We start from the raw sequence: 12,695 nt of genomic DNA, 5'->3' as shown, positions 1-12,695 counted from the left end.
CTTCCCGCAGGTCAACAGAGCTATAGCAGCTCAATGGCGTTATCCCGTTGGAAGGTGTCATTAATGCCACTGGGGCATAGCTCGCCGTACCCCTAGCGTCGAGGGCGAGCCCGGTACGGACCGGACCGCCGCACGCGGAGGAACCCTTCATGCACGCCCAGATCGTCCTGTTCGACGGCTTCGATCCGCTCGACGTCATCGCCCCCTACGAGGTCCTCCACGCCGGGGGCACCGCATCCGGCGGCGCGGTGAGCGTGGAGCTGGTATCCGCCGAAGGGCCGCGCGAGGTGGTCAGCGGTACGGGGGGCCTGGTGCTGCGCGCCACGGGCAGCCTGGACCCCGGCCGTGCGGACGTGGTCCTGGTTCCCGGCGCCTCGGGCCGGGTCGGAGAACCCGGTGAGGTCCCGGACCTCGACGCGGGCCAAGGGCAGTGGCAGCAGGACGAGTTCATCCCCGTCCTGATCGGCCGCACCCTGACCACCGAGCTGCCCGCGCTGCTCGCAGCGGCGATGGCCGACCCGCGGACGACGGTCGCCGCGGTGTGCGGCGGCTCGCTCGTCCTGGCCATGGCCGGCCTGCTAGAGGGCCGCCACGCCACCACCCACCACCTGGGCCTGGACATGCTCGACGCCACCGGGGTGCACGCCGTGCGCGCCCGCCTCGTCGACGACGGCGACCTCGTCACCGGCGCCGGAGTCACCTCCGGACTCGACCTGGGCCTCTACCTGCTGGAACGCGAGGTGGGCCCGAGGATCGCGCAGGCCGTGGAGGAGCTCTTCGCCCACGAACGCCGCGGCACCGTCTGGCGCGAGCAGGGCCCGGCCCCCGTCGGCTTCTGACGGGCGCACCGCGTCCGCTGCCGGCTACCGGCTACCCGCCATCCGCGTGCCCGCACGCTCCGCACATCGAGGAAAGAACCACAGCATGTCCGTTGAAGGAACCTGGGACCTGACCGTCTCCACGCCCATCGGCCGGATCCACGCCGTAGTCGAGCTCCTGCGCCCGCACGGCGTCCTGACCGGGACCGCCCACGGGGCGGGAGAGGCGGTCCCCCTCGGCGACCTCGCCCTCGACGGGGACCTGCTCACCTGGAAGCAGGCCGTCACCAGGCCGATGCGCCTGAACCTGGCCTTCGCCGTCACCGTCACCGGCGACTCCCTGACCGGGACCTCCAGGGCCGGCCGCCTCCCGGCGTCCAAGGTCACCGGCCGGCGCCGCCCCGCCGGCGTCCGGACGGACGCGGAGCTCCGCCCGTGACGAAGCTCTTCCTCTCCCTCCACGTCCTCGCCGCCGTGCTGGCCATCGGTCCGGTCACCGTCGCCGCGAGCATGTTCCCCGCGGCCCTGCGCCGCGCCACCGCGGCAACGGCCGCCCGCGCCCCCGGGACCGGGGAGCCGGGTGACCCGCGTGACCCGCGTGACCCGGATGACCGCGACGCCCTCGCCAACCTGCGGATGCTGCACCGCGTCTGCCGTGTCTACGCGGCCGTCGGCACCGCGGTTCCCGTCCTCGGGTTCGTGACGGCCAGCAGCCTCGGCGTCCTCGGCAGCGCCTGGCTGATCGTCTCGATCGTGCTGACCACCGCGGCGGCCGCCGTCCTCGCCCTGCTGATCCTTCCGGGCCAGGACGCCGCCCTCGCCGCGCTGCAGGACCAAGACCGGGACCGGGACCCGAACAAGGACCAGGCCCCCGCACCTGGCCCCGTTGCTGCTCCCCGCTCGGCCGCCCGCCTCGCGATGCTCACCGGGATCTTCAACCTGCTGTGGGCCACCGTGACCGTTCTGATGGTCATCCGCCCGGGCTCCACCACGGGAGCCTGACGGCGCCGCACCGCCGTCCCGGAGGCCTACGCCTGGGCGGCGGCGGCCCCCGCCGTCGCGAGGCGCCGGGCCAGGTCCCGTAGCCCGGCGGCGTCCAGCACCCGGTCCCCGTGGCCCGGCAGGGGTACGTGCAACGGGGCAGTCCAGGCATCCGGTACCGCCGCCGCGCCGTACCGTGCCCCGGCCAGGGTGCCGGTCACCGCCGCCACCGTGTCGGTGTCGCCGCCCAGGTCCACGGCGGCCCGTACGGCCTGCGCGAACCCCTCCGTGGTGCGCAGGGCCCACACCGCCGAGCCCAGGCAGGGCCACACCGCCCCGTTGAACTCGGTGGCCAGGTCCGGATGCCAGTCCGGGGCCAGGACCCGCGCGTACCGCTCGCGGTGGTCCGGGTGCACCTGCTCCAGCGTCGCGGGCAGCGCGGCGAGGGGGTCGCCCCCGTCGAGTGCCACGCGTACGAGCTCGTGCAGGACGGCCGTGCCCTCCCAGGCGGCCCGGTCCCCGTGGGTGAGCGCGGCGATCCGCCGGGCGGCGTCCATGGTCGCGTCCCGCCCGGCGGGGGCGAAGTACACCGCCGAGGTCGAGGCGCGCATCAGGGAACCGTTGCCCGCCGCGCGCGCGTTGATCTGGAAGTGCAGCGCGGCGGCCAGGTCCCACGGGTCGCCGCCTGTCAGCACGATCTCCGTCTGCAGCCCGATGTCCTTGGGGTCCCCGGCCGCCCAGCGCCGGAACCGGTCGAAGACGTCGGGGAGCTCGAGCCCGCCGCACTCCAGCAGGGACGCGCCGACCAGCACCGCCATCTGCGTGTCGTCGGTGGCCTCGCCGGGATCCCAGCCGCCGCCCCCGCGCATCTCCTCGCCACGGGCACTCAACTGCCCGGCCGGCCCGAACTCGTACGGCGCACCGAGCGCGTCCCCGGCCGCCGAGTCGACCACGGCTCCGGCGGCACGGTCGATCCGGGTGGGGATGGTCATGCGGCCTCCTCGTACTCCTGCTCCTGTGGTCCACGGCGTACGGAGTCCAGCACGTCGCCGCGATCGGGTCCAGCGGCCCGCCCCCCCCACGACCGGGGTCCCGCCGGCGCCTCCGCCATACGGCCCAGCAGGGACGGTGGCGTCCCCGCGGAACGTGAGTACGCTGCTACACATGACGGGTCACCCTGCGGGGCCGCTCTGGACGGGCCGGGCATCCAACCGTGTGCAGTGGCTGCTCGCCGGGGCCGGTGCGGCCTTCCTGGCGCTCGGGATCGAGATCGCCGTCGACTACGCCTGGGACGCCGGTATCGTCGCGCTGCTCATGGCGGTGATCGGCTGTCTCGCCGCGGGCCTGCTCATCCTCTTCGGCACCCTCGCCTTCGTGCACGCCGCCGTCACCGTCGACGCCGAGGCCGTCGAGGTGCGCTGCGGGCACATCGGGCTGCCGCGCCGCAGGATCCGGCTCACGGAGGTGGAGGCCGCCGAGTACGTGCCCCGGATCACCCCGCAGCAGTGGGGCGGCTGGGGCTACCGCTGGCGCCCCGAGCGCGGCACCGCCGTCATCGTCCGGCGCGGCGAGGGCCTGGAGCTGCGGCTCGGCGACGGCAAGCTCTTCACCGTCACGGTCGACGACGCGCAGAACGCGGTCCTCGTGATCCGCGCCCATCTGCGTGCCCTGGCCCACTGACTCCGCCACCGGCACAGCGCGGGGACGTACACTCCGCCAGATGAGCAGCAGTGCGACCCGCGCGGCCGGGAACGATGCCGGGAACGAAGCCGTGGCCGATACCGGGGACGACCGAGGGGCGGGGCCGGTGCCGGAGGCCGTGGCGGGTTCCCCCGGGCGGCGGTGGGCCGGCCGGCTCGCGCGGCCCGCGGCCGCCGTGCTCTCCGGAGTGCTCCTCTACCTCAGCTTCCCGCCCCGCCCCCTGTGGTGGCTGGCCCCCCTCGCGCTCGCCCTGCTCGGCTGGTGCCTGTACGGGCGCCGCGCGCGGGCCGGGTTCGGCCTCGGCGTACTGCACGGCCTCGGCTTCCTGCTGCCGCTGCTCGTCTGGACCGGCGAGGGCGTCGGCCCCATCCCCTGGCTGGCCCTCGTCACCCTCGAATCCCTGCTGATCGGCCTCACCGCCCTCGGCATCGCCCTCGTCAGCCGGCTCCCCGGCTGGCCGCTGTGGGGCGCCGCCGTCTGGATCGCCGGCGAGGCCCTGCGCGCCCGGGCCCCCTTCGGCGGTTTCCCCTGGGGCAAGCTCGCCTTCGGCCAGCCCGACGGGGTCTTCCTGCCGCTCGCCGCGCTCGGCGGCACCCCGCTGCTCTCCTTCGCCGTGGCCCTGTGCGGATTCGGGCTGTACGAGGTGCTGCGCGTCGGCGCCGACACCCGCCGGGCCACCGCCGCGCTGCTCGCCGCCACCGCCGTGGCCGCCCCGCTCGCCGGGGCGCTGGCCGCCCGGCTGCTGGTCTCCGACGCCGGGGAAGACGGCACGGTGGTGGCCGCGGTCATCCAGGGCAACGTGCCGCGCGCCGGGTTCGACTTCAACGCCCAGCGCCGCCAGGTCCTGGACAACCACGCCAACCGGACCATCCAGCTTGCCGAGGACATCAAGCTTGGCAAGGTCGCGAAGCCCGACTTCGTCGTCTGGCCGGAGAACTCCTCCGACATCGACCCGTACGCCGAGCCCGACGCCTACGCCGTCATCGCCAACGCGGTCAAGACCATCGGGGTGCCCGTCGCCATCGGCTCCGTACTGGCCCCGGAGACCGGCCCGCTGCGCAACACGATGATCCTGTGGGATCCGGTCAAGGGTCCCGTCGACACCTACGACAAGCGCAAGATCCAGCCCTTCGGCGAGCGCATCCCGATGCGCTCCTTCGTCCGGCTCTTCAGCTCCGACGTGGACCGGGTGCAGCGCGACTTCGGCCCCGGCAAGGAGCCCGGGGTCTTCGACATGGCGGGCAGCGGGGTCGGCATGGTCACCTGCTACGAGGCCGCCTTCGACGACGCCGTGCGCTCCACCGTCCGGGCCGGAGCCCAGGTCATCGCCGTGCCCAGCAACAACGCCACCTTCGGCCGCACCGAGATGACCTACCAGCAGCTCGCCATGGACCGGGTGCGTGCCGTCGAGCACAGCCGGACCGTCCTGGTGCCCGTCACCAGCGGGGTCAGCGCCGTGATCCGGCCCGACGGCAAGATCGTGCAGCAGACGAAGATGTTCACCGCCGACGCCCTGGTCGCGGAGATCCCGCTGCGCTCCACGCAGACCCCGGCCACCCGCTTCGGTCCGCTCGCCGAGTACCTCCTGCTGGCCGTGGCCGTCGGCGGCCTCGGCTGGACCTTCGCACGCCGGATGCGCAGGGCCTCGTAAGGTCGCAGGGCCTCGTAAGGTCGGGGAATGACCACACCTGACTTCATCCGCACCCTGCGCGCCACCGCCGGCCACCAGTTGCTGCTGCTGCCCGGGGTGACCGCCGTCGTCGTCGACGACCGGGGGCGGGTCCTGCTGGGACGGCGCGCCGACACCGGACGCTGGTCGGTGATCGGCGGGATCGCCGAGCCGGGGGAGCAGCCGGCCGACACGGCGGTGCGCGAGGTGTACGAGGAGACGGCGGTGCGGTGCGTACCGGACCGGGTGGTGCTCGTGCAGATGCTGCCGCCGATCACCTACCCGAACGGGGACGTCTGCCAGTTCCAGGACATCACCTTCCGCTGCCGGGCCACGGGCGGGGAGGCGCGGGTCAACGACAACGAGTCGCTGGAGGTGGCCTGGTTCGAGCCGGACGCGCTGCCGGAGCCGCTGGAGTCCTTCGCGGTGGACCGGATCCGCCAGGCCCTGCTGGACGAGCCCACCTGGTTCGCCGCCCCGGCCACCCTCGGCCCCGGCCGCTGACGACCCGGGCCCGCCCGCCGCGGGCCCCGGATCAGCCGTTGTCGGAGGCCTCGCGGTACAGCTCCACCGCCTGATCGCCCATGACCGCGCTGTACGAGACCTCCGGCACGGTCCCACCGCCCTCGTAGCCTCCGAGGACGCCCGCCAGGGCGCCGTCGACGAGCCAGGGGCTGCCGCTCGTCCCGCCGCTGAGGTCCGGGCACTCGATGCGGCGCTGGGTCCCGGAGAACAGGGTCGTCGCGTTGGCGCAGTACAGCGGGGAGTCCCCGCTGCTCGGGTAGCCCACGACGGACACCGTGGCGTCGGCCGGCTGCTGCGCCGCCACCGGGAAGCCCCCGGTCACGTCCTCGATCTGCCGGCCGTCCAGCGGGGCCACCGTCGCGAAGGCGATGTCCTCGTCGGGGTCCTCGCCCTCCGTCCAGCCCGGAGCCACGTACATGCCGGTCAGCTTCCACAGACCGTACGGGGCCCCGCCGTCGCGGTAGCCCGGCGCGAAGAAGGTGGTGTCGAGGCTGCCCAGGCAGTGCGCGGCGGTGACGATCACGTCCCGGTCCTCGCTGCGCACCACGGAGGCCGTGCAGAAGTGGCCGCCGTCGAGGCCGCCCGCGAAGAGCGCGCCGACCCGCCCCGCGGCCTCGTCGGCCGCGGCCGTGACCGTGACGCCGAGCGGCGGTTCGGCCAGGGCGTCGGGGACGTCGACGCTCAGCAGGGCCGTCATCGCGGCCAGGGCGAGCAGGATCCGTGCCGCGCGCCGGCCACGGGCACGGGCGCGGGAGCGGCGGTCCGGTCGGGAGGGGAGGCACTGGATCATGCTCCGAGCCTCCCGGGGGAACCTGTGACACGGGCCCGGAAATCCATGTGAATCCGCTGTGAATCAGCGGCGGGGTCCTGTCGCGGGCAGAGCGCGGGCAGGTCGTGGACCGCGAACCCGCCGTCTGGACAGGCGGAGCCTCAGCCGCGCCGCTCGTACACCGTCACCCGGCGGCCGCGGACCTGCCGGTCCTCCACCACGGTGAACTCCGCCCGCAGGACGGCCGCCTTCGCCCGGTCCGCCGCCGAGCCGGAGGGCTTGGCCGCGGCCTTCCCCGAGTCCGTCACCAGGAGGACCCGCCGCTGCTCCCGCAGGGCCGCCGAGATCCGGGCCGGGGCGGCCTCCTCGCCCTTCAGGGTCCCCGACTCCACGGGACCGCGGGCCAGCGCGACGTCCTTCAGGCCGGTGAACGCCCCGGGCGAGACCAGCGCGGTGTCCCGCCGGGCCGCCGGGACGAAGAGCACCGCGTCGCCGTCCCGCTTCAGCGCGGACACCTCCCCGGCCACCGCCAGTACGTCGTCCACCCGGCTGGCCGGAGACCGGTCGGCCAGCGCCACGGGCAGCAGCGCCGCCGTCGCCGCCGCGACCGCGGCCGGCACGAGCGCGCCCGACGCCCTCGGGTACCGGGGCGCGAGGGCCCGTACGGCCGCGCCCAGAGCCGCACCGATCAGCAGGGCCAGGCCGAGCATGGCGAACAGCACGTACCGGTCCAGGAACAGCGGCTGGACCAGGGAGGCCGCGGCCAGCCCCAGCAGCGGCACCGCCAGCAGCGGCAGCCCGACCGAAGCCGCCGTCAGCCGGGCCGGGACACCGGTGCGCGGCCCGCCCCGCAGGTCCGCCCAGGCGCCGAGCGCGCCCACCGCCAGCAGGACGGCCGGGCCGATCATCATGTGCCAGGTCGTGGGCGGTATCCAGGACACCTGCCCGGACTGGGTCCGGCTGAACAGGATCAGCGGCAGCGCCCCCGCCCCGGCCGCCGCCGAGGCGAGCAGCCAGGGCGCCACGACTCCGCGCCGGGCCCGCGCCCACCACAGGGTCACCGCGTGGGCGGGCAGGATCAGCAGGGACAGCCAGTTCAGCAGGGCGCAGACCAGCACGAGGGCCCCGTACGCCGTCCAGCGCGGCCACCTCCGCCGCCCGGGACCGGCTCCGGCTCCGGCTCCGGCGGTCGCGATCAGCGAGACCAGGAGCAGGGTCGACAGTCCGGCCCCGCCCGCGATCAGCGCGTACGACCGGCCCTCCTGGAGCTGGAACTGCACGGCCGGCAGCAGCCCGAGGGCCAGCCCGGCGCCCAGCCCCGCCCACGGACCCGCCAGCCGGCGCCCGATCTGTGCGACACAGCCGGCGGCGACCGCAACCGCCAGCACCGAGGGCAGGCGCAGGGTGGTCGTGCTCGCCCCGAACACCTCGAAGAGTGCGTGCATCAGCAGGTAGTACAGGCCGTGGACCGCGTCCACGTTGCCGAGCAGGTGCCAGATCTCACCGGGGGAGCGCTCCGCCACCTGCCAGGTCGCCGCCTCGTCCCGCCACACGCTGTGCTGCCGGGAGAGCCCCCACAGTCCGAGCGCCAGGGTCCAGAGGACCGGGACCAGCCACACGGGGGACGGCCGCCGCCGGATGCCGGGGAAACGGATGCCGGCTGATATGTGCGAAGTCATGAAGGCGTACGGATCCTCGGGCGGCTGTTCGGGCGGAAAGCACCAGTCTATGGACGATACGGAGGGTTCCGGGACCGGCTGTTGTGCACGACGGAGCGTGATCAAGCGGCCCGCCCGCCCCTAGCCTCGCGGCAGCAAGGTGCGCAGCAGGCACGCAGCAGCACGAACGAGGGGCGGTACCCGGTGAACTGGCTGATCCACGACTACCGCGAGAGCGATCTCGCGGCCGTTGTCCATCTGATCGACACCACGGCCGAACTCGGCCAGGAGTCGGTCTTCTCACTCGCCGAATGCATCAGCGCCCTCACCGACCGGCAGCCCTGTGTGGTCGCCGTCCACCAGGGCGTCCCCATCGGCGCCGCCCTCGCCTGCGTCACCGGCGAACGCGCCTGGGTCATGCGCATCGCCATCGCCGCCGGCTGGCGCGGCCGGGGCCTGGCCAGCGCGCTCCTCGTGGAGCTGGAGCGGCGGCTCATCGCCGCCCGCGTCGGGCGCATCGCCTACGTCCTGCCCGAGGAGGATCTGCTCGGCGAGGGACTCCTCAACGCCGGCTACACCCGGCAGCCCGCCGTCGCCTACTTCGAGAAGACCGAGCCGCTGCACGGACCGGCCGCCGGTCTCCTGGACGACCTGGGCGGACGGTTCCTGCCGAGCGACCTGTGGGCCAAGGTCGCCGGGATGGAGACGGAGAAGGACCTCATCGAGCGGCGCGTCGTACTGCCGCTCGCCGAGCCCGAACGGGCCGCCGCGCACGGGGTGCAGCCGCCGCGCGCCATCACCCTCTTCGGCCCGCCCGGCACCGGCAAGACCACCTTCGCCCGGGCCATCGCCTCCCGGCTCGGCTGGCCCTTCGTGGAACTGCTGCCCTCCCGCCTCGCCGACGAGGGCAACCTCGCGGCCGCGCTGCGCGACGCGTTCGCCCGCATCGCCGAGCTGGAGCGGGTCCTCGTCTTCATCGACGAGGTCGAGGAGATCGCGCCCGTGCGCACCGAGCCGGCCCAGCCCGGCGGGATCCACGGAGTGACCAACGAACTGCTCAAGCTGATACCCGGCTTCCGCGAGGGCGACGAACGGCTGCTGGTCTGCGCGACCAACTCCATCCGCTCCCTCGACCCGGCCTTCCTGCGCCCCGGCCGCTTCGACTACCTGATCCCGATCGGCACCCCGGACCCGGGCGCCCGCGCCGCGATCTGGGGCCGGTACACGGCGGGCCGCCCCGATGTGGACGTGGCGGCGCTGGTCGCGGCGAGCGAGCTGTTCACCCCGGCCGACATCGAGCACGCGGCGCGGATCGCGGCGCAGGTGTCCTTCGAACGGGACCTGGAGGCGGTGGGCGCGCGCGGCGCGGCGGCGGCCCAGCTGGGCGCGAGCACGGAGGACTACCTGGCGGCGGTGGCGCAGTGCCGGCCGACGGTGACCCCGGCGATGACGGGGGAGTTCGCGGCGGACATCACCGCGCACGCCCGCTTCTGACACATCCCCGCTTCTGACGGAGGAGCGGCACGAGCCGCCTGCCCGCCACGGACGGGCAGGCAGAAATGGCCCGCAGCCACTCCCCAAAGCGGCTGCGGGCCTCCCGCGCGGACTTGGCATCCGTGCGGGACGGCCACGTTCCGTTGGGGTGTATCGCCGGCTGGAACGTGGCAGTAGAGGTGCCGGGAGGGCCGCATCCCTGATGCCCTGCCGACACGTTCGAGTCAACCAGGGTCAGGGGTGCGCGCACCTCGGCCGCACGGCCACGATCGCCCTGGCCGTAAGGACCGGTCGGCGGGTCCGGACCGTTGGCCGAAAGAAGGACCGGGGTTACGCTCGGGCCATGGCCTTCGTCGTCTTCATGACCATCCCCGGGCTGGCGCTGCTGCTCACGGCCGTGGCCTTCCTGGACCTCGCGCTGGAACGCGCGGGCCGCGCCGGCCTGCTGCCCTGGCGCTGGAACGGCCGCAAGGGACAGATGTCCTCGACGGGCTTCGAGCAGCTGCACGCGAGCTTCTCGCCCGGCAAGCAGAACGAGCTCAAGGAGCGGCAGAGCGCGCTGATCATGCGCGACGACGAGGAGGACGGCGCCCCGCCCCGCTCCCGCGTGGACCTCGACGGCGGGCTCGCGGTGATCCGGCTGCCGGCCGCCGGGTCCCGCTAGACGGCCGGATCCGAAAGAGACGGCCTACGGGCGGCAGCGGTACGTGAACTCCGCCGCGGCCGTGCGGTGTACGGGGGAGACGAGTTCCAGCTCGGCCTTCGCGGGGTAGGTGCCCGCGCCCTGGAAGGTCCACAGCAGGTGCAGCCGGGCCTCCTTGCGGCCGCTCGGCACCCGCTCGCTGAGCTGTTCCGAGCGCGTGCCGTCACTGCGCAGCCAGCGGTACGTGAGGACCCCCGGACGCCCGTTGGTCCCTACGACGGCCACCACGTCGGCGGTCCCGTCGCAGCCGGGCCCCTTGGCGTCGGCGGCTTCGGTGGACACCGCCAGGTCCCGGACCTCCAGGGCGGGGCCGTAGCGCTGCCAGCCCAGGTAGCAGAGGACCCCGATCAGGACCACGGCGGCCAGGGTGTAGCGCCGCCACTCGCGCCGCCGACGGGGTGCCGGGGCCGGGTACAGCGGGAACGGCGCGGGCAGTGCGGCCGTCACCCCCGGTCCGAAGCGCAGGACCGAACCCTCGACCCGGTCGGGCACGGCCCCGACCGGTACGTCGAACCGGGCGGTCGGGCCGGTCCGGTCGGTCCCGCCGACGGGGCCGAGCCGCTCGGTCCGCTCCGTGCCCTGCGGCGGTCCGGTGATCCAGTGGCTGCCGAGCACGGTGGCGCTGTAGTCGTCTTCGCCCTGCGGGGCGTGGGGATCGCTCATGCCGGCTTGCACCCCCGGATGTAGATGCTCTGGACGGAACTCTGGTTGGCGGCGGCCGGCTTGGTCGTGGCGCGGACGCTCCAGTAGCAGCCGGCGCCCCGGGCGAAGGTGTGCGCGAGGGTCTTGGTACCGGGACTCCCGGCCGCGAACTCGAAGCTCTGGCTCCCGTCGGGGACGGTGAGGGCGCCCTGGTCGTCGCCGGTGAACCACTCGACGACCAGGGTGTACGGGCCCGCGCCGTCGCTGTCGACGGAGAAGGCGGCCTCGGTGGTGCCCGGGGCCGTCTGCCGGAAGGAGGTGACGGTCACCGCGGAGATCTTGACCTTCGGGGACGGGGAGGGGGTCGGCGTGGGGGTCGCGGACGGGGTCGGCGGCCTGGTCACCGTCCAGCTCGGTGTCGGTGTCGGTGTCGCCGTGGGAGTGGGCGTGGGCATCGTGTAGCTCGGACTCGGGGTCGCCGACGGAGATGCGGACGGTGTGGGTGTCGGTGTCGCCGATGCGGACGAGGTCGGCCCGGGCGCCGCCGTGGCCGGGCCCGGCGCCGAGGCGCTGGACGTCGCGAAGGCGTTGAGCGCCATCGCGCCGACCGGCTCCGAACCGACCGCCTGGTAGCCGAGTACGGCCACCAGCCCGAGCACCAGCGCCGCTCCCGCCGCGAGCAGCCCGCGCCCGCCCGGGGACCAGCCCGGGGGAGGCGGCGGCAGGACCGTGGTGGCCAGGGCGGTGGCGCCCTGCGCCGGGGCGCCCGCGGAGGGGAACAGCAGCGGCAGCAGGGCGGCCAGCGCGGCCAGCTTGCGCTGTCCGCGCTCCTCCCACTGGGGGCCGTACGCCGCCAGGGCCACCGCCTCCAGTTCCGCGACGAACGCCTCGGCATCCTCGGGCCGCTGTTCGGGGGCCTTCGCCAGCCCGCGCCGGATCAGCGGGCGCACCGGCTCGGGCGCCTCGGTCTCCGGGACCGGAGCCTCGATGTGCTGGACCGCGAGCTCGGCGAAGTTCTGCCCGTCGTAGGGCTTGCGGCCGGTCAGGCATTCGAAGAAGGTCGCCGTCGCCGCGTACACGTCGGCCGCGGGCGAAGCGGGCCGGCCCTGCCACTGCTCCGGTGCCATGTAGGCGGGGGTGCCCGCCGCCCCGGGGGTCGTGCCCAGGGGGGTGGCGATCCCGAAGTCGACCAGCTTGGAGGTGCCGTCGGCCCCGACCAGCACGTTCGCCGGCTTGTAGTCCCGGTGCACCACACCGGCCCGGTGCGCGTCGGCCAGCCCCAGCAAGGAGCCCTTCAGCAGCACCAGCGCCGCCTCCGGTCCGGTCCGTCCGCACTGCTTCAGCAGGGCGTTCAGGGGGATGCCGTCCACGAGCTCCATGACGATCGCGGCGCCGCCGGGCGCCTCGACGTACTCGTACAGCCCGACCACGTAGGGGGAGCGCAGGGCGCCGAGGAGCTGGGCCTCCGCCCGGAACTCCCGGACGAAGACCGGGTTCTCGCGCATCCGGTCGTTCAGGTACTTCACCGCGACGGCCGTGCCGGTGCCCTCGTGGACCGCGAGGACCACGCGGCCGCTGGCGCCCGAACCGAGCTCGCGGATCTCCGGGTAACCGGGAACCGACCACACGCCGTTCATGCCCATCCCCCTTGCCGTGGCGTGACCGCGCCCCGGAGCCGGTCGTTCCAGGGACCGGCCACCACCTGGGACACATTTCCGCCACGGCCGGTTCCCTG

At 74.4% G+C, this 12,695-nt stretch carries 13 protein-coding genes; 8 read left to right on the top strand and 5 right to left on the bottom strand.

Annotated elements, in window-relative coordinates:
• The first annotated feature begins 149 nt into the window (after positions 1-149).
• The 3 genes from ACFWNV_RS09505 to ACFWNV_RS09495 all read left to right on the top strand — a co-directional run bounded on the left by ACFWNV_RS09505 (position 150) and on the right by ACFWNV_RS09495 (position 1,820).
• A complete protein-coding gene (locus ACFWNV_RS09505) occupies positions 150-839 on the top strand; it encodes a DJ-1/PfpI family protein (RefSeq protein WP_383943035.1) in 690 nt (229 codons plus the stop codon).
• An 85-nt stretch (positions 840-924) separates the two neighbouring features.
• Positions 925-1,257 carry a hypothetical protein gene (locus tag ACFWNV_RS09500; protein WP_383943032.1) on the top strand — a complete coding sequence of 111 codons (333 nt, stop codon included), beginning with the start codon at positions 925-927 and terminating at the stop codon, positions 1,255-1,257.
• On the top strand, positions 1,254-1,820 hold the full coding sequence (locus ACFWNV_RS09495; RefSeq protein WP_383943029.1) for a hypothetical protein: 567 nt from the start codon (positions 1,254-1,256) through the stop codon (positions 1,818-1,820). Before ACFWNV_RS09500 ends, ACFWNV_RS09495 begins: the two co-directional genes overlap by 4 nt.
• Positions 1,821-1,846: 26 nt before the next feature.
• On the opposite strand, the gene ACFWNV_RS09490 is transcribed toward ACFWNV_RS09495, so the two are convergent.
• Complete coding sequence (locus ACFWNV_RS09490; protein ID WP_383943026.1) at positions 1,847-2,791, bottom strand: ADP-ribosylglycohydrolase family protein; 945 nt, start codon at positions 2,789-2,791, stop codon at positions 1,847-1,849.
• Between the two features lie 172 nt (positions 2,792-2,963).
• On the opposite strand from ACFWNV_RS09490, the gene ACFWNV_RS09485 reads away from it, so the two are divergent.
• The 3 genes from ACFWNV_RS09485 to ACFWNV_RS09475 are packed head-to-tail and all read left to right on the top strand — an operon-like array spanning position 2,964 to position 5,673.
• Positions 2,964-3,479 (top strand): hypothetical protein, encoded by a 516-nt coding sequence (locus ACFWNV_RS09485; protein ID WP_383943024.1) that lies wholly within the window; start codon positions 2,964-2,966, stop codon positions 3,477-3,479.
• 40 nt (positions 3,480-3,519) lie between these two features.
• Positions 3,520-5,151: an apolipoprotein N-acyltransferase gene (gene lnt / locus ACFWNV_RS09480; RefSeq protein ID WP_383943021.1), complete on the top strand. Its 1,632-nt coding sequence runs from the start codon at positions 3,520-3,522 to the stop codon at positions 5,149-5,151.
• Positions 5,152-5,178: 27 nt separating this feature from the next.
• Positions 5,179-5,673: an NUDIX domain-containing protein gene (locus ACFWNV_RS09475; protein ID WP_383943018.1), complete on the top strand. Its 495-nt coding sequence runs from the start codon at positions 5,179-5,181 to the stop codon at positions 5,671-5,673.
• 31 nt (positions 5,674-5,704) lie between these two features.
• On the opposite strand, the gene ACFWNV_RS09470 is transcribed toward ACFWNV_RS09475, so the two are convergent.
• Positions 5,705-6,484 carry a trypsin-like serine peptidase gene (locus tag ACFWNV_RS09470; protein WP_383943015.1) on the bottom strand — a complete coding sequence of 260 codons (780 nt, stop codon included), beginning with the start codon at positions 6,482-6,484 and terminating at the stop codon, positions 5,705-5,707.
• A gap of 140 nt (positions 6,485-6,624) precedes the next feature.
• Complete coding sequence (locus ACFWNV_RS09465) at positions 6,625-8,142, bottom strand: hypothetical protein (RefSeq protein ID WP_383943012.1); 1,518 nt, start codon at positions 8,140-8,142, stop codon at positions 6,625-6,627.
• A gap of 183 nt (positions 8,143-8,325) precedes the next feature.
• Between ACFWNV_RS09465 and ACFWNV_RS09460 the strand changes: the two genes are divergently transcribed.
• Together ACFWNV_RS09460 and ACFWNV_RS09455 are read left to right on the top strand one after the other, a co-directional pair.
• Complete coding sequence (locus ACFWNV_RS09460; protein ID WP_383943009.1) at positions 8,326-9,615, top strand: ATP-binding protein; 1,290 nt, start codon at positions 8,326-8,328, stop codon at positions 9,613-9,615.
• A 343-nt stretch (positions 9,616-9,958) separates the two neighbouring features.
• Positions 9,959-10,279: a DUF6191 domain-containing protein gene (locus tag ACFWNV_RS09455; RefSeq protein WP_383943006.1), complete on the top strand. Its 321-nt coding sequence runs from the start codon at positions 9,959-9,961 to the stop codon at positions 10,277-10,279.
• Positions 10,280-10,303: 24 nt separating this feature from the next.
• Here the strand turns inward: ACFWNV_RS09455 and ACFWNV_RS09450 are convergent, their stop codons facing one another.
• The gene (locus tag ACFWNV_RS09450; protein WP_383943003.1) at positions 10,304-10,981 is read right to left on the bottom strand and encodes a hypothetical protein; all 678 of its coding nucleotides are present in this window, start codon (positions 10,979-10,981) and stop codon (positions 10,304-10,306) included.
• Positions 10,978-12,597: a serine/threonine-protein kinase gene (locus ACFWNV_RS09445; RefSeq protein ID WP_383943001.1), complete on the bottom strand. Its 1,620-nt coding sequence runs from the start codon at positions 12,595-12,597 to the stop codon at positions 10,978-10,980. The genes ACFWNV_RS09450 and ACFWNV_RS09445 overlap by 4 nt, the downstream gene beginning before the upstream one ends.
• Between the last annotated feature and the right edge of the window lie 98 nt (positions 12,598-12,695).

It is taken from the genome of Streptomyces sp. NPDC058401 (assembly GCF_042722885.1).
Taxonomy (GTDB): domain Bacteria; phylum Actinomycetota; class Actinomycetes; order Streptomycetales; family Streptomycetaceae; genus Streptomyces.
Note: the sequence above shows the minus strand (reverse complement) of the source record. Positions and strands in the feature narration are given on the sequence as shown.

Coding starts and splice junctions, on each gene's coding strand:
- ACFWNV_RS09505 (WP_383943035.1), top strand. CDS start 150: ATGCACGCCCAGATCGTCCTGTTCGACGGCTTCGATCCGCTCGACGTC.
- ACFWNV_RS09500 (WP_383943032.1), top strand. CDS start 925: ATGTCCGTTGAAGGAACCTGGGACCTGACCGTCTCCACGCCCATCGGC.
- ACFWNV_RS09490 (WP_383943026.1), bottom strand. CDS start 2,791: ATGACCATCCCCACCCGGATCGACCGTGCCGCCGGAGCCGTGGTCGAC.
- ACFWNV_RS09485 (WP_383943024.1), top strand. CDS start 2,964: ATGACGGGTCACCCTGCGGGGCCGCTCTGGACGGGCCGGGCATCCAAC.
- lnt (WP_383943021.1), top strand. CDS start 3,520: ATGAGCAGCAGTGCGACCCGCGCGGCCGGGAACGATGCCGGGAACGAA.
- ACFWNV_RS09475 (WP_383943018.1), top strand. CDS start 5,179: ATGACCACACCTGACTTCATCCGCACCCTGCGCGCCACCGCCGGCCAC.
- ACFWNV_RS09470 (WP_383943015.1), bottom strand. CDS start 6,484: ATGATCCAGTGCCTCCCCTCCCGACCGGACCGCCGCTCCCGCGCCCGT.
- ACFWNV_RS09465 (WP_383943012.1), bottom strand. CDS start 8,142: ATGACTTCGCACATATCAGCCGGCATCCGTTTCCCCGGCATCCGGCGG.
- ACFWNV_RS09455 (WP_383943006.1), top strand. CDS start 9,959: ATGGCCTTCGTCGTCTTCATGACCATCCCCGGGCTGGCGCTGCTGCTC.
- ACFWNV_RS09450 (WP_383943003.1), bottom strand. CDS start 10,981: ATGAGCGATCCCCACGCCCCGCAGGGCGAAGACGACTACAGCGCCACC.
- ACFWNV_RS09445 (WP_383943001.1), bottom strand. CDS start 12,597: ATGAACGGCGTGTGGTCGGTTCCCGGTTACCCGGAGATCCGCGAGCTC.